We start from the raw sequence: 23,868 nt of genomic DNA, 5'->3' as shown, positions 1-23,868 counted from the left end.
CCCAGGCCTGGGGCCATAAACCCAGAGGCGATAATAGAAGAGGGACGTTAGTAGTTTTTGGTGTTGTTGCCGACCCTATGCAAAATTTAGTGATGTCAGAACCAGCCCTGTGGCGGATTTTAGATGCGAACCTTGACCGAGCCAGAGAAGGATTACGGGTGATTGAAGAATGGTGTCGCTTTGGCCGCGAAGATCAAGGCCTCACCCAAACCTGTAAAGAACTCCGGCAAACCCTTGGTGCACTCCATCTCCCCCACTATCGCCAGGCCCGGAACACCGCCACCGATCCGGGGACAACCTTAACCCACCACCAAGAAACCCAGCGCACAGATATTCGCGATGTTTTACAGGTAAACCTCAGCCGGATTCAGGAGTCTCTGCGGGTTCTAGAAGAATATGCCAAGCTAGCCGACCCAGGCCTGGCCCAAGCCGCCAAAGAGAGCCGCTATCAGGTATATATCCTGGAAAGCCAACTCCTGCCCCAGGCCAAGCTAGACAAACTGAAAAATACCCCTTTATATTTAGTCACCTCCCCCCATGAGAACCTGATCACAATGGTCAAAGCCGCGTTAGAAGGGGGCCTGCAACTCGTCCAATATCGAGATAAAACCAGCGACGACCAAACTCGCCTGCATCTAGCCCAGGCCCTGAAAACCCTCTGTCAGCAATACAATGCCCTGTTTATCCTGAATGACCGCGTTGATTTAGCCCTAGCGGTAGATACCGATGGTGTCCATTTAGGGCAACAAGATGTCCCCATGACCTTAGCGCGGCGAATTTTAGGCCCTGATAAACTGGTCGGTCGCTCCACCACAAACCCCCAGGAAATGGAACGGGCCATTGCGGAAGGGGCAGACTATATTGGTGTCGGGCCAATTTACACCACACCTACCAAACCCGGAAAAGCCGCCGTGGGATTTGACTATATTCGCTATGCCCAGGCCCAGGCCCCGATGCCTTGGTTTGCGATTGGGGGCATTGACGACACAAATATTGGGGAAGTCGTCCAGGCTGGAGCTAAACAAGTCGCGGTCGTCCGAGCCATTATGGCCGCTGCCGATCCCCAAGCCGCCACCCAGAAACTGCTCCAGACCCTCAACACCCATCCCAACTCAAAACATTAGTTGCTCAGGTAAACCCAATGACCGCTGCCACAGCCCAAAACATCACAATTTACTTGAATGGCGAAACCCTCCCCTTGCCAACGTCTCTCAAGCTATTAGAATTACTCGAAAGCCGGCATCTCAATCCCCGCCTGATTGCCATTGAATATAACGGAGAAATTCTCCATCGTCAGTTCTGGCCTGGGCAAATGGTTCAAGATGGAGATCGCTTAGAAATTGTCACCATCGTTGGGGGCGGTTAAGGTTCCATGGCCTTATTAACACTGCGGTCACTATCGAAAGACTTTGGGATTAAGGAAATTCTCCGAGATGCCAATTTCACCCTCAATGAAGGGGATAAAGTGGGGCTGATTGGGATCAATGGCTCTGGTAAATCTACCTTCCTAAAAATTATTGCTGGCCTGGAACCCTATGACAGTGGGGACGTTTGGGTGAACTCCAGTGCCAAAATTGTTTACTTACCGCAGCAACCAGATTTAAACCCAGAGCTGACGGTACTCGAGCAGGTGTTTGCTGACAGTGGGCCACAGATGGCTTTGGTTAAGGAATATGAGGAACTCTCAGCCCAGCTAGCCCACCCCCAGGCCAATAGTGATTTATTCATGGCTCGCTTATCCCAGGTCTCAGAACAGATGGATACACTCGGGGCCTGGGATTTGGAAACCCAAGCCAAGATTATTCTCAGCAAATTAGCTATTACGGATTTAGAAGCCAATATTGGGGATCTCTCAGGCGGCTATCGAAAGCGAATTGCCCTTGCGGCGGCCCTGATCTCGACCCCAGATGTCCTGTTGATGGATGAACCAACCAACCACTTGGATGCCCTTTCGGTGGAATGGCTCCAGGCCTACTTAAGTCGGTTTCGGGGGGCTATTTTATTAATCACCCATGATCGCTATTTCTTAGATCGGGTTACGCAACGGATTGTCGAAATTGATCGAGGCGAGCTTTTTGCCTATGACGGTAATTACGCCTACTATCTGGATAAAAAAGCTGAAGCTGAAGAGTCCGCGGCCAGCAGCCAACGTAAACATAGCGGGGTTTTACGGCGAGAACTAGAATGGCTCAAGCGCGGCCCCAAAGCTCGCAGCACCAAACAAAAAGCTCGGATTGAGCGAATTCGGGATCTGCAGGAGCAAGAATTTAAATCTGCCCACGGCAAAGTTGATATCACCACGGCTGGGCGGCGAATTGGCAAGAAAGTCATTGAACTTAAGAATCTATCCAAGGGATATAACGGCCGCACTCTCATCCACAACTTTAGTCATACCTTTGGCCCAGAAGACCGGATTGGGATTATTGGTAGCAATGGCGCGGGTAAATCAACCCTCATGGACTTAATCAGCGGGCGAGTCCAACCAGATGCCGGCAGCGTTGAAATTGGCTCGACCATTGCCATTGGCTATTTTGATCAACATTCCGATGACCTGACTGCCCACGGCAATAGGCGCGTTATTGACTATCTCAAGGGTGTAGCCGAATTAGTCACCACAGCGGATGGAACGGTGATCACAGCCTCGCAGATGCTAGAGCGGTTTCTGTTTCCCCCCAATCAGCAATATGCCCCCATTAGTCTTCTCTCAGGAGGGGAAAAACGCCGTCTGTTTCTCTTACAAGTGCTGATCAGTGCCCCGAATTTACTGATTTTAGATGAGCCCACCAATGACCTAGATGTCCAAACCCTCGCTGTTTTAGAAGACTATCTTGAGGACTTTAATGGAGCGGTAATTGTCGTTTCCCATGATCGCTATTTCTTAGATCGGGTGGTGGAGACAATTTTTGCCCTTGAACCCGGGGGGAGTTTACGCCAATATCCGGGTAACTATAGCGTTTACTTGGACTACAAACAGGCCGAGGCGGTGGAAGATCCCAAGCCCATCCGTAAACAACCGACCGCCACTAAGCCAGCCAACCCCCCTGCAATACCCCACAACCAGGAGAAGCCCCGTAAACTATCCTTTAAGGAAAAACAGGAATATGAAGCCTTAGAAAGCCAAATTCCCGCCATGGAACTGGCCAAAGAGAACCTGGAAAAGCAACTCTATCTCAACCCACCAGATGGCTTTACGGAACTCCAGAAACTCTCCCAACAGTTGGCAGATTTAAATGCATCCATTGACGCGGCTACAGCACGTTGGCTGGCCCTAGCCGAACGGATTAGCTCGTAAGGTGGACTTGGGTCATTAACCCGTAAATGAGTTGGGGAGTTAGGTCTAAGGTCTGATCCAAAACCTGCCAGGCCCCAGCCTTGAGCAAAATCTCGGTATAAGCTTGACGATCTTGAACATGGGGCGGAATCACTCCCACGGCAACCCAATGGCCATAGTCAGCTTGTTGTTGCGCTTGCTTAATGGTCAGCATATCTGCCACCGTATCCCCAACATAGATGACCGTAGAGTTTGGCTGAAGTGGGAAGTTAAGTTGCTCAAGGGCCTGAAATAGTCCGGTGGGATTAGGTTTGCTGGGGGCATCTTCCATTGCAATTAAGCAGGGAGATAATAAGCCTAATCTGCCTGTCAAGATATATTCAGCAGACTTTCTCGTTGCTCCACTAAAAAAACCCCAATGAATTCCGGCCTGGGTTAACGGCGCAAAAAACTCTAAATTGACGAGAAGAGGTTCATCGCGAATATAGCCATTAAAATTTTCACCGCGATATTTGGATTGGAAAAAGGCCTTAATGGTCTCAAAGCTCAGGGCGGGAGTTACATCAGGGGCCTGGGTTGCCCAGTAGCGACGGATTAATTCCTGGGACGCGTCCCAATCGTTATTCCAACACCCTTCGGCTTTGAGTTGATCAATGTCTTCTGGGGTGGGGCGATAGGCCTGGGTAAAATGCTCAACTGTGTCCGCAAGGGCCCGCCGATAGGAATTCCCCACATCCCGAATAACGCCGTCAATATCAAAAATTACCGCAATTGGAGTGTGAGGCATAACCCGGCCACCAACAGAACAAACCCCTGCCAGAAATACCCCCCCAGGCCTGAGGCATCCCTGACAGAAGTATAATCAAGGATAGTCCTTTTTTGAGTCTGGTTGTTTTAGGAGGCTTAATTGTCCAAGTACATTTTGAAAGTGTTGTGGTTAGAAAAGAATGTGGCCATTGCCGTTGACCAAGTAGTCGGGAAAGGAACCAGCCCGCTCACCTCTTACTTCTTCTGGCCACGCTCCGATGCCTGGGAATTACTGAAAACCGAAATCGAAGGTAAATCTTGGATCACAGAAGCTGAACGGATTGAAATCCTCAATCGGGCTACAGAGATTATCAACTATTGGCAAGAAGAAGGAAACAATCGCCCCGTTGCCGATGCCCAAGGTAAGTTTCCTGATATCAGCTTTGTCGGTACAGCCTAATTTTAGAAAAGTAAAAAAGACTCAGGCCTGGGGAGTTCCTAAGGTTTCACAGAGGGTTGGCAAGGGTGCGCTTGGGGAGGACTGGGGATGACAGTTGACTTCCTGCCACTCTTGAACCGCCTCGTTTTCGGTTTGGGTTGCCGCCGTATTGACCAGAACAGTAATTTCTCGGGGTGAAAAACCCTCCTCGATTAACTCCAAGTAAATTGGCAGCAAGTTACCCTGGAGTTCTTTGAAAATAGCCTTGGCTCGGGCTGTATATTTGAAGTCTGGCTCGAAAAGGCTGGCCATAGGGTTATATCTAAACGCTCGTTGTATGAGTAGAGTTAGCCTAACCAATGCAGTTGATAGCTATCTAAGCATTATAACGTTATGCAGGCTGTGCAGAATGGACTGATATGCCTGGCTTTATCTTATTTATTGGAAAATTCATAATGAGATTCCCCTCTATGGATAGTATTGGTCGATAAAAAGAGGTCAGGTAAACGCTGCGTCTTAAACACCTTTGAGGTCGGGTTAAGATTGAGGTCGTTTGAGCCAGGGATAGACTCCGAGTAGCATCTCGTTCTTAAACTTTAGCCCGCCCAATAGATAGATAGACGTTGTTAAGATCAGGCGCAAATCTTATTTTTCTGAGTTATGGTCATGATTTAACCACGGTTGTGGCCCCAAAAAGCATATTCATAATGCCCATGGAAATTGTGATTTGAGCTACTTCTCTGAGACTGTGATCGAGTTGACCAAAATCGGATCGTTCCCGCAAGGCCTGGAGCAAGAAAAACTGATGTTCTGCATCAAGAGTCGCAACATAATCTGCCGTGAGTTTATAGATGGGAATCGTTTTATAAAAGTCAATCTGTTGACGCAATTGTTGTTGCCAGAGTTGTTTTGCTTCGGTGCGACTCTGATTTGCCTTCGCCGTGGCATGCTTGAGTTCTTGATTGATCCGTTGGGACTGGTTAAAGATGGCCTGGGATACCACTGGAATTAAGCATGATTTGATGGCCATAAACCCAAACGCCAAGATTCCCACCAAGGCCAGTAAAAAGAGCAGAGCGAGCAGTATCCACAGGATTGGGAAACCGTTGATCCAGGCCTGGCGAATCACAATCAGCATTCCCTGCACAACAGCCAAGCTAACTAAACTTAAAAGGCTATAGAAAATGACAATCGAGGCTTTTCCCTGCCGAGTCATGGCGGTGAGATCCCTGGGTTGAATCCCTAAGGCTCCCATGCGGCGGCTAATGGTCTGGTGAATTTCGTTCAGGCGGCGTTGATAGGTGAGTTCAATTTCCTGGCAGTCCTGCTCCAAGCGTTCGGAAACACGATTCATTTTTTGAGGACTAAAAATATCTCGATAGTAGGGTGGGGGTTCGGGAGTGGGCTCGTTTTGAGTCTGCCAGGCCGGGTTAGTGGGTTGGGAGAAGGTTGGTGGTGCTTCTTGCTCGGACAGGACTTGATAGGCTTCGTTAATTTTTTTGAAATGCTCTTCAACTAACTGACGGGCTTTTTTCGGTGTACCGGGGGGGAGTTTATCGGGGTGATACTCTTTACAAAGTTGGAGAAAGGCGGCTTTAATTTCAGCTTTTGAGGCTCGCGGGGATAGTCCCAAGAGTTTGTAATAATCATTCATGCCAACCAACTGAATCAGAATAAATGCTTATGCCGGAGTCCCAATCAAATGTTTTTGTAAATGGGTTGCTAATTGACTGGCGGATAAGCGGGGTGAGGGGCGGGGAATTGGCATCTCTTGACCCTTGATCAGCTGCTTGAGAACCGGAATCTCGTACTGATAGGCATTCAACCAATGATCCTGAGTTGTAATGTCGCGAATTTCCAACTCAAATAGGAGGTCTTGAATCTGATTTAATTTTTCCACCAGGCCCGCACAGAGATGACATCCCGGCTTACTGTAGAGAATTAAATGAACCATTAAAGCACCGGACATAACATTAGGGAGTGGGGGGCGCGCCGAGAACAGTTTTGGACGCTAAGAGGGTCTTCTTGCGCTCGGCCTGGCTGAGTTCTTCTCCGGCCTGAAGTTGAGTAGCTGTCTTTTGGAGGACGGTTGCCCCATTTTGATCTCCCATTTGGAGGGCCGTTTTAGCAGCCGTTTGGAGCAGAGTTGCCGCCCCGGCCTTGTCTCCCGCCGCCAGTTTTTTCTCAGCCATTTGGGTTTGACGATATTTTCCCAAGGCAAGAATACTCTTTTGCACCTCTAGATCGGGTTGGGGCTGATAGGTCGCTTCGGCTTTGATCATCAGGGGAATTTTATCAGAGAGCAATCCCGTCAGGCCTTGGGCTGGATCGTCGTATTTCACCTGGAGTTCCGCCATGGGATAGGTTCCGCTAGGTAAGGGATCCAGGTAAACATTGATCAGCAAGGTGCGGGGGCTGGCTATTAAAATATCGCCAATCCGAATACTGGCAACATTGGGGGAAAGGTGGTTAATTTGTTGATCCAGTTCAATGGTTTCTGGGGCCACTTGGGCAGCGGCTTTCAGGTCGGCTAATTTCACCCCTGACCCGAGGTTTATTTCCAAATGGGCGTTGGTTAAACCAATGGATTGGATCCGGCTGAACAACTCTTGGAATACCGAGATCGCCTGTTCCGGGTATTCAATGTAACTCAGGAGTCCTGCCCCCACATCAGCAATTTTTTCCAGGGTGTATTGATTCCAATGCTCGCCAAAACCCAAGGCATTGAAGGTGATGTTATAGGTGGTGGCCAATTGGGCATAGGTGAGGCATTTTTCATTATTTCCATGCTCATTTTCGCCATCGGTTAAGAGAAAGGCCTGGGAAATCGCATCTTTTTTACCTTCCGCCAGTTGCTCTAACCCTAACTTCATCCCTAAATCAATGGCGGTTCCACCCGCGGCGGTAACGGAGGCAATTTTGGCTTTAATTTGGGCCGGATTGGTCACGGTTTGATTGGGGACAAGGACTTTGGCACTGTGATCAAAAATGACAATGGCGAGGCGATCCTGGGGGCGCATCCGATCCACAATACTTTGGGCCGCTTTTTTGACGGTTTCTAGGGGTTGCCCGGCCATGGAGCCACTGTGATCCAAAATTAGGCAGACATTCAGGGGGGCATTGGGGCCGGTTTGGTTGGCCTGGGCAGAGAGGGAGACGGAAATTTGGCGTTGGCTGGCCTGGTTAGCGGGAAGGGCCGCATCACTCAAACTGGCCTGGAGTTGGATGATCATTGGGGTTATGAAACTCTACAGGTAAGGGTTAAACTCAGCCGCAACCAGTGATATTGGGTAATGAAAAAAGTCTAGCATAGGGTTTAGGGGGCTAATTTCGGGGGATTACTCCTATTTCTTCCCTAAAATCTTGTCATATTCAGAGTGTGATCCTACCCAAAACCAAATGATTTTCGTTTCTTCTAGCTTCATAATTCCTAAGGCGCGCCAGCCTATCCCTACTCTGACTGACCAGATTTTTTGCTTGGGCTTGACTTCCTTAAATTCTAGACTGGGATGAGATGGGTTATTTTTCCACAACTCATAATTTTTCTGAGCTGTTTCTTGGACTCTCTCCGGGAGAAGTAAGAATAACTGACGAAACCGTTTGGTTCTGGATGAATTCATAAGGGTTACACGAAATATATTACTGAAAACATAGCTCTAGAGAATTTTGTTAGTGTAATCAGGTTACGATTGGTTATAAAGTATTTCTTCAAGTAAGCAGAATCTGTAAAATTCGTTTTGGCTGCATAGCATGTTTAGGACAACTACTGCATAAGAAAGGGGATTAACCCCCAGGCATTTAACATGAGAAGATGGACTAGTTTATCTAAGAATTCTCTGAGGCAGAACCAATTTTATTATATTTCTCCAAAGCCCTTATCTTCAGTTTCTCCTAGTTCTTCCTCAATAAGAGCTTCTTGGGCCATTTCCATCAAAATTCCTAATTCAATATCTGGATCAGATAGAGTCGTCTGCCACTTCAGTTCATTTTCAATATCATTCAATAATTGTTGGGCAAGTTCATCTTGAAGATAGTCAGGGAGTTTCTGAACTTCTAAGAACGCTTTTTGCCACAAAGTTGTCATAAATTTCCCTCTTTTTCTATATTTTATCTAAAGACCGAGATCGGATTTGGCGGCTTCGGCCAGTTGCAAAAGAGCCGGAGTAGATAAGTCTGACCAGGCCATGTCTCCCATTTCTTCGTAAAACTGGACATCATAGGGCCGCGTCCGAATCACTACTGGCATCGGTACGGCATGACCCAAGACCAAAGCCTGTTGTTTTGAGTCCAATTTAGCCAGAACGGCCCGCAAACTTTGCCCACCGGATACCCCCGTGAAAATCGCATCTATATCTTTTTCGTCATTCAGTAAGGCGGTAATCCGGGTACCAATTTGGGACATCACCTCACTGTCAATGCCTGAGGGACGTTGATCCACGACCAACAATGTGACGTAATATTTCCGCATTTCTCGGGCAATGATCCCAAAAATAGTTTGCTTGACGGTGGCTGACTCTAAAAACCGGTGGGCTTCTTCGATGGTAATGACGAGGGGGCGGGGGCGATCACTGGGATTTTTAGATTGGAGATAGGTTTCGGCCTGGCGGACATAGGCCTGGTGGATGCGGCGCGAAATAATATTGGTGGCCAGCATATAAGAGAGCAGGTTGGCCTGAGACCCAAATTCAATCACGACGTGTTTCCCATTGGCTAAAGCGGCTAAAATCTGCCCTATGTAGTTATGGCTGGTGGTATTGCGGAGATATTTCAGGCCTTCTAGGCGGGTTAACTTCCGTTGCAGGGCCATGATCGAAGCCTTACTCCCCATTTTGGTTTCGCAAAACTCCTGAATTTCTGAGTTAGTCATCACGAGTAACCGATTAATCCAGGCCTGGCCAAACTCATTCCGTAAAATAATGGCATTTTCTAAACTAGCATCGGAAAGATTCAGTTCATTTTTAACCAACATCAAATCTTCAACTTCAATTTGATCAAAGCCAATAAATAACTCTTGGGCATCCCTAACTCCCCGCCGCTTTGTGGAATCTACATCCAAAGTATAAATTTGTACTTGGGCTGGGAAGAGTTGCCGTAGTCCTTTCACCATTCGGAGATCTTTACCTTCACAAGTTGCTTCCCAGCCATACTCCGAGTGCATATCAAAGATCAAATTCACGGCTGCCTGTTTCTGAATAATTCCGGCCAATAATAACCGTGTTAAAAAGGATTTACCCGTTCCCGACTTGCCAAAAATGCCATTACTACGCTCAATGAACCGATCTAAATCCAAACAAATCGGTACATCCATATCAATTGGCTGCCCAATGGTAAAATTCCGCCGATGGGGGTCATCTTCCCAACCAAAAACGGCCCGGAAATCCCCTGGGGTGGCTTCATAAACTTGACTAAAATGACTGGGAATTGTTTTGACGGGCAACAACTCTATTTCGGCACTTGATTGGGGCGGCATCCCTTGTTTTTGGCGTTTATGGTTGCGACTTGTGGGTAATGGCAGTAGAGTTGGGCGGGCCTGGGTAATCATCAGCATTGGTGCCAGATTAATCGTCCCATAGGTGCTACTCCCAGCTAAAACTTCTTGCAAAAAGGTATTGGTGGGGGCGGGTGGGTTGGCCAGGATACGGGGATTCGTTGTTCCTAGAGAAACATCAGTTAATAAACAGAAAAAGCGTGATTTAATCCCCTGAATGACAAGAAACTTACCAACTCGCATTTCCTCAACCGAAATATCAGGATGTAAGCGAATCTCTAAACCTTGACTCAAACATCCCTGAATCACAGAACCTAGAGGATTAGATGGCTCCACTTTAAATCTCAAGGGTAGGGGGTATTTCTCATCTTAAATAAGTTTCTAGATTCAGACAATAGCGAGTTTCACGTCAGACTGGCGGTTAATAGAACCCCAGTTAGAAAATCCAGTGACCAAGTGCTGTGAACCGATCTCTATAATTTTTCCAGATTTAGGCAGTGACAACAGTTCTAAGTAACGATAGGAAACAAGTCAATATTTTAAAATTAGGGTTAAAAACACTTTTGCATTTTAGGGATGGATTAATCAAACTGAGTCAAAATAGGGCATTTTGTCTTTCAGCAACGTTCCTTGGTGACGGCATTAGCCAATATAAGCGTGTTGGAACATCATCGGAAATCAGAGGAAATAGTTAGAGAGTGGTTCAGAGCCTTCTCGATTTTACTTATGGAGAGTAGGGAATTCGAATCCCTGACCTTTGCGGTGCGATCGCAACGCTCTACCAACTGAGCTAACTCCCCAGGCCCCTGATGTGCAGGATCAATATTCTAATACACCGAGAAAGACTGAGCAATTTGCTGATAGCGATTTTCTACTTTTGGCCAGCGACCTTCTGGGGCAGACACACTGAGGGTAAACACCTTGCCCCGACTAACCGCAATGGTTGAGAGATTATGTCGCTCTTGGAATTCACCATTGGCAGCCGGGATTTGAACCAGGTATTCCAAAGAGTAATAGGTTTTGGGGCCAATTTCCGCAGCGGCGGCTGATAATAATTCCGCATTACGTCCAGATTCCTGAGGAGCAATTACATTTCGGAGCAGGCGTTGTCCCACTTCTTCCGGGCTACCCAAATCCGTCAAGGTCTTATTGCTACTGGTTTGGCTGACTACGACACTAACATTTTCAGAGGTTTGAATGATGTCATGGAACACAACATCGGCGTTTCCAGAAACGTCCACTTGCACCCAACCCGTGGGATAGAGAAACTCATAGCCATCAATACTATCCACATAGGCCTGGAGGCCCGTAGCGGCATTGGCACCACAGCCACCCAGCATTAGGGCTACGACCAAAATGAAAACCGAAACAATCCGTTGCACCATAGAGCTGACCATGAGGGATAAACTGAGCATAAAACATTGAGGATCAGGGTTTCTAGCCAGAGATAAGTTATCCACTTCCCTAATCTGGATATGTGCTGATTTTGGCTGGTCGATTATTCAGCAGCTTTGGCTTTTGCACCTTGAATCGTCAAAACGGAACAATGGGCATGGTGCAGGACGTAGTTACTCACGCTACCCAAGAATAATTCACTCAATCCTTTTAGGCCCCGTCGCCCCAACACAATTAAGTCAGCGTCCCACTCGAAGGCCAAGTTACAAATCGCCTTACCCGGATCTCCAAGGGCCTGGGTAAATTCCGTTGGTACACCCGCAGCAGTGGCCATCTCCGTAAGGTTTTTTAGTAAATCCAGGCCCCGTTGTTCAAAGGCTTCCCACTGTTCGGTATAAACTTTCATCACTTCTTCATGGAGACCCACATAGACCCCAGTAGCTCCCGGTGCAGCAAAAATTGGATCTGGATAGGCTTCATTCATCGGGGACATGACATGGACAAGCATTAAGTTACTTTGATTGGCCTGGGCCATGGCAAGGGCTTCTTGAAAGGCCAGATCCCCCAAATCAGTTCCATCTACAGCCACGACAATTTTTTTAAACATGATGACTCTCAATCCTCGCAAATCACAACAGCAACTATTCCAGTTCTACTTTAATTATCTGGTGGCAAAGGCACAACTTACTTCATATCGTTATCAGATTTGATAGGTTTCGCAAAGACTGTTTACAAGATTGAGAATTAATAAGGTGGGTTGAGGGGCTTCAGTAGTTTATGAACAGGTTAACAACTTACAGCCAGTTTAAATCTGAATTACATTGCGCGATCCAAGCTGTTCTGGAGCGATAGAAATCGTGAGGTCAGTGGTCATCAAACTTTTCTGAACTAATTCTTGTCCGGCTGGGAGCAGTCATAGTCGTTCAGACTAATTTTTATCAGAAACTATGAAAAGCGTTGGTAGCTGAAGGGAGTTAGGGAAGGAACCGATTGCCCCTTGAGAACAGACTCACTGATGTGGTAGGCAGTAATGGGGGCAAGCAAGATACCGTTGCGATAATGTCCGGTAGCTAACCAAAGATTGTCCCAGGCCCCTTGACCTAAAACCGGCCATTCATCGGGGGTTAAGGGGCGAAATCCCCACCAAATTTCTTCAATCGTTAATTCCGCCAAGGCCGGGCAGACAGCAATCGCAGCGTTTAAGAGTTGTTGGACTCCTTGAGCCGTATTTCCAGGGGCAAAATCCACATCTTCACTGGTGGCTCCAATGACAATTCGCGCGGACTGGCGCGGGACTAAATAAACATCTGGGGCAAAGATGACCTGATTTAAGGGGCGAGGTTGATCAGGGGCGAGTTTAAGAGAGAGCATTTGCCCTTTCCGGGGAGTCACAGGAATCGGCACTAAACTCTGACTCCAGGCCCCACTGGCTAAGACATACTGCTCGGCCTGCCAAAGTCCGGTGTTGGTGACAATGCCATTAATTTTTTGATTCGTTGTTACAAACTCCGTGGCGGTTGTGTTGGTTTTGATTGCAATCCCCAATTCTCTCGCCGCCGTCAACAATACCTTTGCTAAAGCCCGATTATCCACCTGCCCATCCTTGGGATACCACCAGGCCCCCTTAACTTTGCGACTTAATCCTGGTTGTCGTTGTTCTAACGCCTCTCCCGTTAACCAGTGGGCGGCCAGATTTTTGGAGTCTGAGAGTTCCGGGGCTGGAGATGTTGGGGGGCTAACTTGGGGTTGGGGATAATTTTGATCGTCATAAACCGGAGTAAGAATTCCACAGGGCCAATAGCCGGCATCCAGGCCCGTCAGTTGGGCTAATTTACTAATCCAATCGGGATAAAGCGCGCGACTGGCTAAACATAAGTCCAACATTGGGCCGGGGGACAGTTGTTCGGCCTGGGGAGCTAACATTCCAGCGGCGGCATAGAGGGCGGCTTCTTCTAAATTACGGGTGAGGATGGTCGGTTTTGCCCCTTGGAGAGCGAGTTCTATTGCAATGGCTAGCCCCATTGTCCCACCGCCAACAATGAGAACATCAGTTGTATTTTGCTCAGAGAGCGAAAGAGTCATACCCATGGTCAGAAGTTAGGGATCCCCCTCTTAACATACTCTCAAGGTATCAGTGCTCCAGTTGAGTTTGGAGAAACACTCCCAGAATTATGAAAAAATAACTCTAAAACGCTCACACACCAAAGGCATTTCTGGAGTAGGCTGTTGACTAATTTCAGGTAAAACTCGAGAAAAATAAGTCCAGTGTTCCCGCCGCCAACTAGACAGAGTACAATCTCCTTCACCCTCATCCGCTGCAAATTGTGCATCAACCTGATTAAATGGACAAAGCTTGACTTCGGTGGTTTCAATTACGCACAAAGGGTTATTTGCCCCATCTATAACAATGCGCTTGAGACCAACTTTAGGAATTTCCTCTGCGGCTGCTTCCCATTCCCAAAGAGCCGAGCAGGTGGCGGTTTTGTTCCCTTTAAGAACTAACTGCCCTAATTCATTGGCTAAATCAGGATAATCGCCAAATTGCACTGCCCCAGCATAATCACTGGTAGATAAAACAGTCGGATTTGACTCTAGGTAAGCTTGCCAAAATTGATCTAACGCCTGCTGATTCATTAGAGTTGATACGGGATAATAAAGTTAAATTAGTTTCAAGCAACTGGTTCTTGCCTCAAGCAAAGTTACTAGCAAAAGGTTTAGCTCCACAGAACTCATCCAACAACAAGGCAGTAAAAAACAGCATACAAAACCATTCAAGGTCATCCTGATCAGCCACGTGTTTCAAGAAATTAAATGCATCATTAACCGCTCGGGATCTAAATTTCGCCCAATAAATACCAAGCGGGTTTGGCGAGGTTCTTCGGGTTGCCAGAGTCGATCATAGAAATAATCCAGGCGTTGGCCCACTCCCTGCATGACGAGACGCATTGGTTTTTCCGGAACCGCAACAAATCCCTTAATCCGATAAATTTCTTCAGTTTGGAGTAAGGCCTCAAGACGTTGGCGGAGGATATCCGGTTGAAATTCCTGGTCTTGGATAATGTGAGCCGAGTTGATGTCTTCGTCATGATCATGATCTTCCTCTAGGTCGTGGTGGCTAGGGCGAGCATCCAGATCATCTTCCACGGCGGCATTAAAGCCAAGGACTAGCTCTAAACTCACTTGGGCCTGGTGGGTGGATAATATTTTGACGCGAGGAGACAATTCCTGTTTAAGTTCGACCATGACGCGCGCCTGGGTATTCGCATCGACTTGATCGGTTTTATTGAGAATCACCAAATCTGAGCAGGCCAGTTGATCTTCAAAAAGTTCTCCCAGGGGCGTGTCGTGGTCTAAGCTCTCATCGGCCTGGCGTTGGGCAGCAATGGCGGCTAAATCTGGGGCAAATTGACCCGCAGCTACGGCAAAACAATCCACAACGGTGACAACACCATCCACAGTCGCCCCCTGACGAATTTCTGGCCAACGAAAGGCAGTTACCAGGGGTTTGGGCAAGGCCAGGCCAGAGGTTTCAATCAAAATATGATCGAGTTGATCCCGTCGCTTTAAGAGTTGCAGCATTGTTGGTAAAAATTCTTCCTGAACCGTGCAACACAAGCAGCCATTGGTTAACTCCCAAATTTTGCTGTCTTCACAGGTTTCCGGCGTGCAGGCGCGTAACAAGTCTCCATCAATGCCAATTTCCCCGAATTCATTCACCAAGACTGCAATTCGCCGCCCTTGATTGTTTTGGAGGAGATGGCGAATTAGGGTTGTTTTACCACTGCCTAAAAAGCCGGTGATGATCGTAACAGGAATTTTACTAGCCATATCACGTTTCCCATTGAGAATTAAACAAGGATAGGTTAAAAAGCGTTTTTCTAGGAAGATTTCTCAGGTTCTTATGGCTCAGAACAGCCTACATAACGCTCTAGTTTGAGATTGTTAGATTGATAAATTCAATTCGGATTTCGATTTTTCATCGGGGATGGGGAGGCATCGGTTCTAGCTTCCTGACGGCCACGATACCAACCCATGACATAGCCAATCATTCCGGCTCCGAAAGCGGCCTGGGCAGCAAATAACAGAGATTCAACACTACTGGCAGGTTTAAAAATTGGCTGTGTCCAGGGTTTGTAGTTGGGGTGAAGGGCGGTAATCGCATCCTGGGCCTGGTTATCTGCACCGGAAAATTCAGCTTCTCGAAGCATGGCTAAGGGAACAGCAATCAGGATTAAGACTCCAGCAGTTAAGCCAAGATTGAGGCGCAATGAACGGGATTTAAGCATCGAGAGAAACAACCTCAGCGGTGAATGGATAGAAATTAGGATCAAGTCCAATCATTGGCGGCCTCAATAATTGCAGCTTCCATATCTTCATGAGAGACTTCAGCTATCCCAGGCCAGTGAAGGATTCCAGACAGCGGTTCAACTTCAACATTGAGTGGAAAGAGTTTGACTTGTCCCTGATCATTAATAACAAACTTAATTCTGCTGCCACTGACGAGTTTCAAGTAATCACGAATTTCTGGCGCGAGGGTGACTTGTTCGGTTTCGGTCTCGGTTGTAATGTGCATAAGCTTTAGGTTTCTTTTAGGGCTGCGGGTAAATGTTTTAATAATTTGAGTTCTTCCGGTGAGTAGGCCTGGAGCCAATTCCAGACTAAAACAGTGAGTAATCCTTCACTCAAGGCCAAGGGGACTTGGGTAATCATAAAAATGCCACCGAACTTCAGAAATGAGGCTAAAACCCCGCCCACTGGGGCCGGAAATGCCAGGGCTAATTGCAAAGACGTGACTCCATAGGTTGCCAGATCTGCCAGGGCTGCGGCTAAGAAAATCGCCACTTTCTGCTTATGGGTTGTTTTGAGAATCAGCCAATAAACTCCATAGGCAACCAATGGGCCGATCACAGCCATCGAAACCGCATTGGCTCCTAAAGTCGTTAAGCCACCATGGGCTAAAAGGAGGGCCTGGAACAATAAAACCAGCGCGCCCAAAACACTCATCACCCAAGGGCCAAATAAAATTGTCCCCAGGCCCGTCCCAGTTGGATGAGAGCTACTGCCTGTGACCGAGGGAAGTTTTAGGGCTGACAAGACAAAAGTAAACGCCCCAGCCAAAGCCAAAAGGAGCTTTAATTCCGGCTGTTCCTTAACAATACGGTTGAGAGATCGGAAGCCTAACCAAAAACAAGGTAGAAAAACAATCCACCAAAAAACTGCCCACCTGAGAGGTAAGAAGCCTTCCATAATGTGCATGGCATAGGCAGGAGCGGGAGAGGCGATAACAAGATAAAAACTTAGCCCAGCTATCATCCCCAGGCTTAACCAGCGGGAAATATTCATGTTTGCCTGTACCTCGCAGACGCAACGTTAATTGGAGTTCATCACATCGGCGGGCATTCTGACTGAGAGAACCTAGGTTAGAAATTCTCATCACAGTTGCGGGACAGCGGTAGATTCGGCACTACTCTTTCCCCCTTGCGTCTGATGGCTGCTCCCCATCAAAACCGATTCCATCACCATATCACCTGGTCGGATTTCCTGAGTAATTCAGTTTTGTTAACCCAGCCATCCCCACCTTAATGACCTGATAGGATTGAATTAATCCAGCCGGTCATTGGCCTGGGCTTAAGTTACCGTTTTTACCTAACACTTGTGTACCCGTAGCTCAGCGGATAGAGCACTCGCCTTCTAAGCGATCGGTCGTTGGTTCGATCCCAACCGGGTACGTTTACGTAGTCCCAACCGGGTAGGTTCACGTCATATTGGGTATGTAATTTAGAAACCTATAGCTTCTCATTCCCCCGATACAATGCTTCCTCAACAATAGTGGGGCCTCTTACCATACCAAGGCAGTTCCTAGCCACCCAAAATCTCCCCCTTAGGCCATCAGTCAATCCTGTTTAGCTAGCTTTAGATAAAACCGCCAAATGATTGGGGAGCCACACCCGAAACCGAGTCCCCTGATCTAAAACACTTGCCACCTGAATTGAGCCGCCATGCAAATCCACGCAGGTTTTAACAATACTCAACCCCAGGCCGGTGCCGTGAATATTGCCAACATTACTAGCCCGTTGAAATGTCCGAAACAGTTTGGGTAAATCTTCCGCCGGAACGCCAATCCCCTGATCAATCACTTGGACTTCAACCCCGGCGTTGACAATGGCAACCTTCACCTCGACAGGATGCATCGGTAACGAGTATTTGACGGCATTGGATAGTAAATTGGTAAAAATATATTTAATCAGTTTGGCATCCATGAAGACTGGCTGATCCACATTGTCAAAACTAACGTTAATCTGGTGATGGCGGCCAATCCCCGCTTGAATCGAATCAACAATATCTTTCATCACAAATTCTAAATTCATGGCATCGGGCTGGAACTGCAACTTACCTGATTCAACCCGACCAATCAGTAAGACATCATCCAGCATTTGTTCTAAGCGGTAGATGGAGGAGTAGATGCGTTCAAAATGTTTTTTTTGCCGTTCTGGGTTCGTTTTTCCATCAAAAGATCCCAATAGTTCAGTTGAGGAAAAGATACTCGTGAGGGGAGTTCTAAACTCATGGGAGACCATCGAAATAAAGCTAGTTTTTAAGCCATTAATCTCTTGCTCGCGGCTCAGGGTTTGGGCCAGTTGTTCTTCTTGGCGGCGTTGCTCAGAAATATCCCGAAACACCATGACTACCCCTTCCACTAAACCACTGGAGCCAATAATTGGGGCACAGCTATCATCAACATCAATTTTTTCTCCATCTCGCCGGACTAAGGACACCGCACTATGTAGGGATTGATTCACCTGAGACTTAATAGCCGCAGTGGCGGGGGAGGGATAGGGTGCTTGGGTTTCGGTGTTGATCAGGTTCAGAATGGTTGAAAATTTCTGTCCCACCGCCTCTTGGTGGGGCCAATTGGTTAACACCTCCGCCACCGGATTCATCAGGATAATCGTTTCATCGGCATCAGTCATCAACACGGCATCCCCAATGCTGGCCAAGGTAACTTCTAAAAATTCTTCCTGTTGGTTTGCTTTAGATTCTCGGTGATAACGGCGGCGGATTTCGCGATAAATCCAGATCAGAATCACAATCAGAATTAATAGGGTAATCCCCAAGTTTGCCCAGGTTATGGTTGAGCTTAACTCATCATTCTCCTTAAAAGCCTTTCGTCGCTGTTGGAGTAAGACTAATTCTCGGTCTCTAACTCTCCTTAGCGTTTGGACTAAATTTGGAATTAACGGGTTGGACTCCGTCGTGATATAGGCTCGTCTAACGATATCAACATTTTGACGATCAATATCATCAATCAGTTGATTAAGAATTTTAATTTTTTCATTCATTAATAATTCTAACTTTCTTAATTCCATCTGTTGATTGGGGTTATCTTCTGTTAGAATCTTTAATTGAGCTAAATGCTGATAAATATCTTTGATCTGAGTATCATAGTTATTTAGGTTAGTAGTGCGATTATTAAGGATGGTATAGTTCCGCACGGCTAACTGGGCTTCACGCAACGATAATTCCAACTCGTTGATGTGGGCTAGTATCTCCTGAGTATGAATGACCGATGTTGAGAGTTTTTGAGCGTGAGCAGTCATCCAAAGAGTGGGGAGGACGGAGGCAATTCTCAGGGCAATCACCAGGCCAAACCCCAGGCCTAATTTCCAAAAGAATCGATCTTGGCGATGATGACTAATCCGCTCCAGAGCCTCCAGGTTAATACTCTCGATCACCCGCCGTTTTTGAATTTCAATCACCACTTGCCGGGCCAATTCGGTCATGGTTTGGACTTGGCTGGATGTTAGCTCGCGGGGCAGAAAATCAATAATACACAGCACCCCCAGGCCATAGCCATCCGGGGTAATCAGGGGCATTCCGGCATAAAACCGCACCAATTGCTCATTCAAATAGGCCGGCTTGTTGATAAATACAGGGTCTTGGAGCGTATCGGGAATCATCAACATTTGCTGCTGTTGTAGGGCAACATTACAGTAAGAAGTTTCGCGGGGGGCTTCAGTTAAGCCACAGCCAACTTTGGCCTTAAACCATTCTCGCTCCTGATCCATTAACCCAAACAGAGCCACAGGAACCTGACAGACTTCTTTCAGGGTTAAAACAATCTGATCAAAGGCATAGTCGGGAACCGTGTCTAAGAGGCGACAACTTTTGAGGATTTCCAGTCGTTTCTGCTCGTAAGCATCCGTTTGGACACGCATTAGCCCGCCTCATCCGCAAATACTGGCAATAGCTGGGAAAGCTCTGGTGCGTCTGAGGCTGACCAGTCCAGCCAGAATTGATAAAACTGTGGTTCTGGCACCGGCCGACTAAACAAATAGCCTTGGAGTTGATCACAGCCTAGACTCTGTAAAAATCTGACCTCAGCAACGGTTTCAACTCCTTCCGCGACCACCTGCAAATTCAGTTCGTGGCACAGTTGAATCACCGACTTAACAATGCTGGCGTTCCTGGGATTCGTCTCTAAGTCTCGAACGAAACACTGATCAATTTTGACCACATCCACTGGCAACACTTGCAAATACTCTAGGGAGGAGTATCCAGTCCCAAAATCATCAATGGCGATGGTGATCCCCAAAGTTTTCAGGGAGGTTAAGATTTCACAGGCCCGGGGCACATTGGCAATTAAGCAGGATTCTGTCACTTCTAATTCGAGGAAATTGGGGGAAAGGAGAAGTTCATGGGTGGCGAGTAACTGGGCTATAGTTTGATCCAGGTTGGCCTGGCGAAATTGGAGGGGCGACAGATTCACGGCAATCTTCAGCGGCGGCAGACTCAGCTTATGCCATTGTTTTTGATCCAGGCAGACCTGTTCTAGAACCTTTAAGCCAATCGGAACCATTAAGCCCGTTGCTTCAGCGATAGGAATAAATTTTGCCGGTGGTAAGAGGCCTTTCTGCGGATGTTGACAGCGCACTAAGGCTTCTGCCCCGACTATCGCCCCCGTGTTGGCATCAATTTTTGGTTGATAAAAGACCCGAAACCAAGAGTCCTCTAAGGCCTGGAGCAACTCATCTTCCATCATCAATTGCTCGAGGTTTTCTTCTCGATGATGAGACGAATAAAATTCGTAAGTCACGTCCTCGGAAGCCAGACTCGCGGCAAGATCCGCTTTTTCCACCAGTCCCTCTAAGCGAATATCATCTTCTGGGAAGCAACTAATCCCCATCTGTACCGATAAGCGGGTGCGAAATGTGCCGATTCGGATCGGTTGAGCCATCACCTCTTGAATTAATTCAACAAAGCTTTGAATTTCCCCCCGAGTCTTAGGGACAGCCGCAATAATCAGATAGCGGTCATGATCCATCAAGAAAAGAACATCCTTTTCCCCTAACTGACTCCTTAAACGGCGGGTTAACTCCAGGATCAGTTGTTGTCGTTCTTGGGGATTGAGCACCATTTCTACCTGGCGCAGTTGCAGAATCTGAAGCGTGAGAATCCCGACTAATTCCGCCAAGCTGTTGCGGGTAGCCACCGTTTCATTAAATTTTCGCCGCAACAAGAAGCGATTCGGCAGGCCAGAGTCCGGGTCATAGTGATACATTTGCTCAAGTTTTTCTCGCTCCCGTGCCACTTTGACATCACTGTATCCTTCTTGAGAATTAGCCTTGGCTAAACGAGTTGAAATGGCTTCAAGGAGATCCGCCCGACTAAAGGGTTTAGTGACATAATCATCCGCTCCCAATTGCATCCCTATCCGTTGGTCAGTTCGATCCGCTCGCGCCGTCAGAAAAATGAAGGGGATCAATTCCGTATCTGGCTTTTGCCGCAATGCTAATAACACCCCATAACCATCCAATTGAGGCATCATAATATCGCACAAAATCAGGTTAGGATGATTCTCCTGGGCAATTCTCAAACCGGAAACACCATTCTCAGCTACCAGTACTTGAAAGCCTGCATCTGTAAGCATTTCAACAATATTTTCTCTAATATTTTCATCATCTTCAATGACTAAAATGATAATATTTTCGGTATTCATGAATTCGCACCTCTGTAATCTTGAACCAAAATCAAAATCTGAAAAATCAGGCAATAGGGAATTAGAAACCATCAGTTTTCAGCTCACAAAAGCCAAGATCACGGATGGGATCACTAGTTTGAATGATTATTTCGACTTGAATCTCTAAATAAGTTAAAGAGTTGAATATTTTTTCATACTGTACCGTAATCTTAATCTGACCGTTGTTTGAATTAGGGTATAAAATGTATAGCAATGAGATCAAATGTTATTTATTGCGCTGTTTATCCGTATAAAGTAATTTAGAATTTTTGACTCAATTACTTATAGTAAGCAGGGATCATCTGAAAATAGTGAAAAGATTGAAAGATTAATAAAGATTCAGAAATTAGAGTTTTTACTGGGCAACAGGAAACCTTGTATATGCAAGAGGTTTTAATAAGCCTAGGAAGATAGTGTTGGAGATGTTCTTATCAATCGAAGGCTATTCACAACTCACGGCCGGATTGTCTTAGAACTAGAGACCGGGAATCCGGCAGAAGTTGAGGCCAGCTTGCTTTTACGTTGGCTGATCCGAGGTTGACGGGATGACGGGGAATTAATTGAGCGCACCGCTGATGTTTGGGATTCCCGTGCCGCCCGAATCAAGAGGCCAGCAATCGCCAGGCTTGCGATCATGGAACTACCGCCATAGCTAAACAGGGGAAAGGGCAAACCCGTGGTCGGTAAAATTCCAATAGATACCCCAATATTGATCAAGGCCTGGAGCAGTATCATCACCAAGCAGCCCACTACAATCAGTCGCTTGGTCGGATTTTGAGTCCGGTCAGCTACTCTAACGGCTACGGCTCCGTAGGCAAGGAGTAACAACAACAGGAACAAGCAACCCACCAGGCCGGTTTCTTCAGCAAAGACCGAAAAGATAAAATCCGTATGCTCCACTGGGAGATAGCCTAGTTTCTGTTGAGACATCCCAAATCCTGCCCCTGTAACTCCGCCCGAACCAACGGCCAATAGGCTTTGGACAAGCTGATAGCCATCACCCATTTGATCTGACCAAGGATCTAGAAACGACATCACCCGCCGCCGTTGGTACTCTCGCAAGCTAATGCTGGTTAGGGCCAAACTAAACCCTAAAAATGCACTCCCACCCATCTGCCAGTAGGGAAGTCCGGCGGCTAAGGCCATAAACCAGAGGGTCATCCCACAGAGGGCGGTGGTGCTGAGGTTAGGCTGGAGCAAAATACTCAGCAGGGTAATGGCAAAGATACTTAACCAAACTAAGCGGGATACCAGTTTTAAGCGAAACCACTGACTGAACACCCAGGCCGCTTGCAGGACAAGAAAGGGTTTAAGGAACTCCGATGGCTGGAGTTGAAAGATACCCAAATTAATCCAGCGGGTCGCCCCCATGACCGTACTGCCCAGGCCAGGGAGATAGGTGGCAAAGACCAGGCCAAGGGTGACAAAAAAACCAGGCAAGGCAAGCTGAATCATTCGGTCTAGGGGAGTATTAACCAGAAACTGGAACCCAACCCAACCAGCAAAGATCCAGAGGCATTGCCGTTCGACAAAATAGAGACCATCCCCGGTTTCAGCCAGGCCAGTGTGAAAGGAGGCGGAAAACAGGACAACCAGGCCCAGGCCCAACCAAATTAGGGTTAGCCAGTGGAGCAGGCGCGCCTCAAGATTCCAAGCCCGAATACCGGGTGTAACAAACGGGATAAACTGCCACCACTTCACAACAACTCAATCCTGGTTTGAAGAGCTACATTTGCTGAGGACATCCTAGACTGTGTTTGGCTCAGGTGATCAATCAATGCAAATTCCATGCTAGGGGGGACTGTTTAGCCACCTTGGTTGAGCTTAACGGCTTGGTAACCTCCCATGACTGCGGGGATCATCGGTTTGAGGGCCAAGATTAGCTTTCAGAGCCGATGTTTCGCCAAGGGCTTGATTGAATTCTAAGGATTGACCATTGACGAGGGCGGTTAAATTTTTGGTCATAATTTTCAAGGGTTGCTGACCAATAGCCATCCCGACCACCTCGGCCTGGGGGTTGAGAAAGACAAAGTGGGGAATCCCATCCACGTTATATTTCAGCATTTCTGGAAGCCACTTGTCGTTATCCACATTCAACATGACAAAGTTGACCCGCTCGCTGAAATCTTGCTTAAGCGTGCCAATATCAGCGGCCATCGCCCGACAACTACTGCACCAGTTGGCATAAAACTCTAACAGGGTCGGCTTGCCATTGGTTTGAGCCTCAGCCCAAGGGGTTGAATTCTCGGCCTGATAAGCTAGGGTGGCCGGATTGTTTTGGGAGCCACTACCCACATAAATGGATAGGCCCAAGAAAACCGCGACTAATACAATCATAAAATTGCGTAACCGCTGCCCTGTGGCTGGTGATGCCTGCGCCATAATCGCGTGCCTGTGATCGGGGGAATAAGACAAGTCAAACTGTTTTTACTGTATAGCATCAGTCATGATCCTAGAGGCCGGAACACTGTCCCTCACGACTCCCTCCCCTGAGTTTCGCTGCTTCAACC

The 23,868-nt window shown here is 47.4% G+C and carries 23 protein-coding genes, 2 tRNA genes and 1 riboswitch; of the genes, 5 read left to right on the top strand and 20 right to left on the bottom strand.

Annotated elements, in window-relative coordinates; all coding sequences use genetic code 11:
• Positions 1-77: 77 nt before the first annotated feature.
• The 3 genes from SYN6312_RS00755 to SYN6312_RS00745 are packed head-to-tail and all read left to right on the top strand — an operon-like array spanning position 78 to position 3,292.
• Positions 78-1,124 carry a thiamine phosphate synthase gene (locus SYN6312_RS00755; RefSeq protein WP_015122952.1) on the top strand — a complete coding sequence of 349 codons (1,047 nt, stop codon included), beginning with the start codon at positions 78-80 and terminating at the stop codon, positions 1,122-1,124.
• A 17-nt stretch (positions 1,125-1,141) separates the two neighbouring features.
• Positions 1,142-1,366: a sulfur carrier protein ThiS gene (thiS, locus tag SYN6312_RS00750; protein ID WP_015122951.1), complete on the top strand. Its 225-nt coding sequence runs from the start codon at positions 1,142-1,144 to the stop codon at positions 1,364-1,366.
• Positions 1,367-1,372: 6 nt separating this feature from the next.
• Complete coding sequence (locus SYN6312_RS00745; protein WP_015122950.1) at positions 1,373-3,292, top strand: ABC-F family ATP-binding cassette domain-containing protein; 1,920 nt, start codon at positions 1,373-1,375, stop codon at positions 3,290-3,292.
• On the opposite strand, the gene SYN6312_RS00740 is transcribed toward SYN6312_RS00745, so the two are convergent.
• Positions 3,282-4,058, bottom strand: coding sequence for a TIGR01548 family HAD-type hydrolase (locus SYN6312_RS00740; protein WP_015122949.1), 777 nt, complete (start codon positions 4,056-4,058; stop codon positions 3,282-3,284). The genes SYN6312_RS00745 and SYN6312_RS00740 overlap by 11 nt on opposite strands.
• A 120-nt stretch (positions 4,059-4,178) precedes the next feature.
• On the opposite strand from SYN6312_RS00740, the gene SYN6312_RS00735 reads away from it, so the two are divergent.
• Complete coding sequence (locus SYN6312_RS00735) at positions 4,179-4,478, top strand: 30S ribosomal protein PSRP-3 (RefSeq protein ID WP_015122948.1); 300 nt, start codon at positions 4,179-4,181, stop codon at positions 4,476-4,478.
• Between the two features lie 21 nt (positions 4,479-4,499).
• On the opposite strand, the gene SYN6312_RS00730 is transcribed toward SYN6312_RS00735, so the two are convergent.
• From SYN6312_RS00730 to SYN6312_RS00655, 15 genes are all read right to left on the bottom strand, one after another.
• Positions 4,500-4,769, bottom strand: coding sequence for a hypothetical protein (locus SYN6312_RS00730; protein ID WP_015122947.1), 270 nt, complete (start codon positions 4,767-4,769; stop codon positions 4,500-4,502).
• A 352-nt stretch (positions 4,770-5,121) separates the two neighbouring features.
• Complete coding sequence (locus SYN6312_RS00725; RefSeq protein ID WP_015122946.1) at positions 5,122-6,111, bottom strand: J domain-containing protein; 990 nt, start codon at positions 6,109-6,111, stop codon at positions 5,122-5,124.
• A 27-nt stretch (positions 6,112-6,138) separates the two neighbouring features.
• Entirely contained in the window at positions 6,139-6,411 is a 273-nt protein-coding gene (locus tag SYN6312_RS00720) for a glutaredoxin family protein (protein ID WP_041430951.1), read from the bottom strand.
• A gap of 19 nt (positions 6,412-6,430) precedes the next feature.
• Positions 6,431-7,690 carry a VWA domain-containing protein gene (locus SYN6312_RS00715; protein ID WP_015122944.1) on the bottom strand — a complete coding sequence of 420 codons (1,260 nt, stop codon included), beginning with the start codon at positions 7,688-7,690 and terminating at the stop codon, positions 6,431-6,433.
• A 623-nt stretch (positions 7,691-8,313) separates the two neighbouring features.
• Entirely contained in the window at positions 8,314-8,541 is a 228-nt protein-coding gene (locus tag SYN6312_RS00705) for a hypothetical protein (protein WP_015122942.1), read from the bottom strand.
• A 27-nt stretch (positions 8,542-8,568) separates the two neighbouring features.
• Complete coding sequence (locus SYN6312_RS00700) at positions 8,569-10,281, bottom strand: ATP-binding protein (RefSeq protein WP_015122941.1); 1,713 nt, start codon at positions 10,279-10,281, stop codon at positions 8,569-8,571.
• A 391-nt stretch (positions 10,282-10,672) separates the two neighbouring features.
• A tRNA-Ala gene (locus SYN6312_RS00695) sits at positions 10,673-10,745 on the bottom strand.
• 27 nt (positions 10,746-10,772) lie between these two features.
• The gene (gene psbP / locus SYN6312_RS00690; protein WP_041430950.1) at positions 10,773-11,330 is read right to left on the bottom strand and encodes a photosystem II reaction center PsbP; all 558 of its coding nucleotides are present in this window, start codon (positions 11,328-11,330) and stop codon (positions 10,773-10,775) included.
• Between the two features lie 113 nt (positions 11,331-11,443).
• Positions 11,444-11,947 (bottom strand): universal stress protein, encoded by a 504-nt coding sequence (locus SYN6312_RS00685; protein WP_015122939.1) that lies wholly within the window; start codon positions 11,945-11,947, stop codon positions 11,444-11,446.
• Between the two features lie 338 nt (positions 11,948-12,285).
• Positions 12,286-13,422: a glycine oxidase ThiO gene (gene thiO / locus SYN6312_RS00680; protein WP_041430466.1), complete on the bottom strand. Its 1,137-nt coding sequence runs from the start codon at positions 13,420-13,422 to the stop codon at positions 12,286-12,288.
• Between the two features lie 87 nt (positions 13,423-13,509).
• Entirely contained in the window at positions 13,510-13,974 is a 465-nt protein-coding gene (locus SYN6312_RS00675; protein WP_015122937.1) for an ASCH domain-containing protein, read from the bottom strand.
• Between the two features lie 165 nt (positions 13,975-14,139).
• Entirely contained in the window at positions 14,140-15,168 is a 1,029-nt protein-coding gene (gene cobW / locus SYN6312_RS00670; RefSeq protein ID WP_015122936.1) for a cobalamin biosynthesis protein CobW, read from the bottom strand.
• A 128-nt stretch (positions 15,169-15,296) separates the two neighbouring features.
• Complete coding sequence (locus tag SYN6312_RS00665; RefSeq protein WP_015122935.1) at positions 15,297-15,626, bottom strand: energy-coupling factor ABC transporter substrate-binding protein; 330 nt, start codon at positions 15,624-15,626, stop codon at positions 15,297-15,299.
• A gap of 41 nt (positions 15,627-15,667) precedes the next feature.
• Positions 15,668-15,913, bottom strand: coding sequence for a hypothetical protein (locus SYN6312_RS00660; RefSeq protein WP_015122934.1), 246 nt, complete (start codon positions 15,911-15,913; stop codon positions 15,668-15,670).
• Positions 15,914-15,918: 5 nt separating this feature from the next.
• Positions 15,919-16,683, bottom strand: coding sequence for an energy-coupling factor ABC transporter permease (locus tag SYN6312_RS00655; RefSeq protein WP_015122933.1), 765 nt, complete (start codon positions 16,681-16,683; stop codon positions 15,919-15,921).
• 30 nt (positions 16,684-16,713) lie between these two features.
• Positions 16,714-16,867, bottom strand: a riboswitch (cobalamin riboswitch).
• Positions 16,868-16,997: 130 nt separating this feature from the next.
• On the opposite strand from SYN6312_RS00655, the gene SYN6312_RS00650 reads away from it, so the two are divergent.
• Positions 16,998-17,070 (top strand) — tRNA-Arg (locus SYN6312_RS00650).
• Positions 17,071-17,243: 173 nt separating this feature from the next.
• On the opposite strand, the gene SYN6312_RS18070 is transcribed toward SYN6312_RS00650, so the two are convergent.
• The 4 genes from SYN6312_RS18070 to SYN6312_RS00630 all read right to left on the bottom strand — a co-directional run bounded on the left by SYN6312_RS18070 (position 17,244) and on the right by SYN6312_RS00630 (position 23,740).
• The gene (locus SYN6312_RS18070) at positions 17,244-19,556 is read right to left on the bottom strand and encodes an ATP-binding protein (protein WP_015122932.1); all 2,313 of its coding nucleotides are present in this window, start codon (positions 19,554-19,556) and stop codon (positions 17,244-17,246) included.
• Positions 19,556-21,337 (bottom strand): bifunctional diguanylate cyclase/phosphodiesterase, encoded by a 1,782-nt coding sequence (locus SYN6312_RS00640; protein ID WP_015122931.1) that lies wholly within the window; start codon positions 21,335-21,337, stop codon positions 19,556-19,558. Before SYN6312_RS00640 ends, SYN6312_RS18070 begins: the two co-directional genes overlap by 1 nt.
• Positions 21,338-21,811: 474 nt before the next feature.
• Positions 21,812-23,059 (bottom strand): FtsW/RodA/SpoVE family cell cycle protein, encoded by a 1,248-nt coding sequence (locus SYN6312_RS00635; RefSeq protein ID WP_015122930.1) that lies wholly within the window; start codon positions 23,057-23,059, stop codon positions 21,812-21,814.
• Between the two features lie 123 nt (positions 23,060-23,182).
• Entirely contained in the window at positions 23,183-23,740 is a 558-nt protein-coding gene (locus SYN6312_RS00630; RefSeq protein ID WP_015122929.1) for a thioredoxin family protein, read from the bottom strand.
• Positions 23,741-23,868: the final 128 nt, after the last annotated feature.

The organism is Synechococcus sp. PCC 6312, assembly GCF_000316685.1.
Lineage (GTDB): Bacteria > Cyanobacteriota > Cyanobacteriia > Thermosynechococcales > Thermosynechococcaceae > Pseudocalidococcus.
Note: the sequence above shows the minus strand (reverse complement) of the source record. Positions and strands in the feature narration are given on the sequence as shown.

What these genes read in the sequence shown, in the direction of transcription:
- SYN6312_RS00640 (WP_015122931.1), bottom strand. Translation starts at nt 21,337, where the DNA reads ATGAATACCGAAAATATTATCATTTTAGTCATTGAAGATGATGAAAAT.
- SYN6312_RS00755 (WP_015122952.1), top strand. Translation starts at nt 78, where the DNA reads ATGCAAAATTTAGTGATGTCAGAACCAGCCCTGTGGCGGATTTTAGAT.
- SYN6312_RS00685 (WP_015122939.1), bottom strand. Translation starts at nt 11,947, where the DNA reads ATGTTTAAAAAAATTGTCGTGGCTGTAGATGGAACTGATTTGGGGGAT.
- SYN6312_RS00715 (WP_015122944.1), bottom strand. Translation starts at nt 7,690, where the DNA reads ATGATCATCCAACTCCAGGCCAGTTTGAGTGATGCGGCCCTTCCCGCT.
- thiS (WP_015122951.1), top strand. Translation starts at nt 1,142, where the DNA reads ATGACCGCTGCCACAGCCCAAAACATCACAATTTACTTGAATGGCGAA.
- SYN6312_RS00705 (WP_015122942.1), bottom strand. Translation starts at nt 8,541, where the DNA reads ATGACAACTTTGTGGCAAAAAGCGTTCTTAGAAGTTCAGAAACTCCCT.
- SYN6312_RS18070 (WP_015122932.1), bottom strand. Translation starts at nt 19,556, where the DNA reads ATGCGTGTCCAAACGGATGCTTACGAGCAGAAACGACTGGAAATCCTC.
- SYN6312_RS00730 (WP_015122947.1), bottom strand. Translation starts at nt 4,769, where the DNA reads ATGGCCAGCCTTTTCGAGCCAGACTTCAAATATACAGCCCGAGCCAAG.
- SYN6312_RS00675 (WP_015122937.1), bottom strand. Translation starts at nt 13,974, where the DNA reads ATGAATCAGCAGGCGTTAGATCAATTTTGGCAAGCTTACCTAGAGTCA.
- SYN6312_RS00745 (WP_015122950.1), top strand. Translation starts at nt 1,373, where the DNA reads ATGGCCTTATTAACACTGCGGTCACTATCGAAAGACTTTGGGATTAAG.
- SYN6312_RS00655 (WP_015122933.1), bottom strand. Translation starts at nt 16,683, where the DNA reads ATGAATATTTCCCGCTGGTTAAGCCTGGGGATGATAGCTGGGCTAAGT.
- psbP (WP_041430950.1), bottom strand. Translation starts at nt 11,330, where the DNA reads ATGGTGCAACGGATTGTTTCGGTTTTCATTTTGGTCGTAGCCCTAATG.
- cobW (WP_015122936.1), bottom strand. Translation starts at nt 15,168, where the DNA reads ATGGCTAGTAAAATTCCTGTTACGATCATCACCGGCTTTTTAGGCAGT.
- SYN6312_RS00725 (WP_015122946.1), bottom strand. Translation starts at nt 6,111, where the DNA reads ATGAATGATTATTACAAACTCTTGGGACTATCCCCGCGAGCCTCAAAA.
- thiO (WP_041430466.1), bottom strand. Translation starts at nt 13,422, where the DNA reads ATGACTCTTTCGCTCTCTGAGCAAAATACAACTGATGTTCTCATTGTT.
- SYN6312_RS00660 (WP_015122934.1), bottom strand. Translation starts at nt 15,913, where the DNA reads ATGCACATTACAACCGAGACCGAAACCGAACAAGTCACCCTCGCGCCA.
- SYN6312_RS00630 (WP_015122929.1), bottom strand. Translation starts at nt 23,740, where the DNA reads ATGGCGCAGGCATCACCAGCCACAGGGCAGCGGTTACGCAATTTTATG.
- SYN6312_RS00665 (WP_015122935.1), bottom strand. Translation starts at nt 15,626, where the DNA reads ATGCTTAAATCCCGTTCATTGCGCCTCAATCTTGGCTTAACTGCTGGA.
- SYN6312_RS00740 (WP_015122949.1), bottom strand. Translation starts at nt 4,058, where the DNA reads ATGCCTCACACTCCAATTGCGGTAATTTTTGATATTGACGGCGTTATT.
- SYN6312_RS00720 (WP_041430951.1), bottom strand. Translation starts at nt 6,411, where the DNA reads ATGGTTCATTTAATTCTCTACAGTAAGCCGGGATGTCATCTCTGTGCG.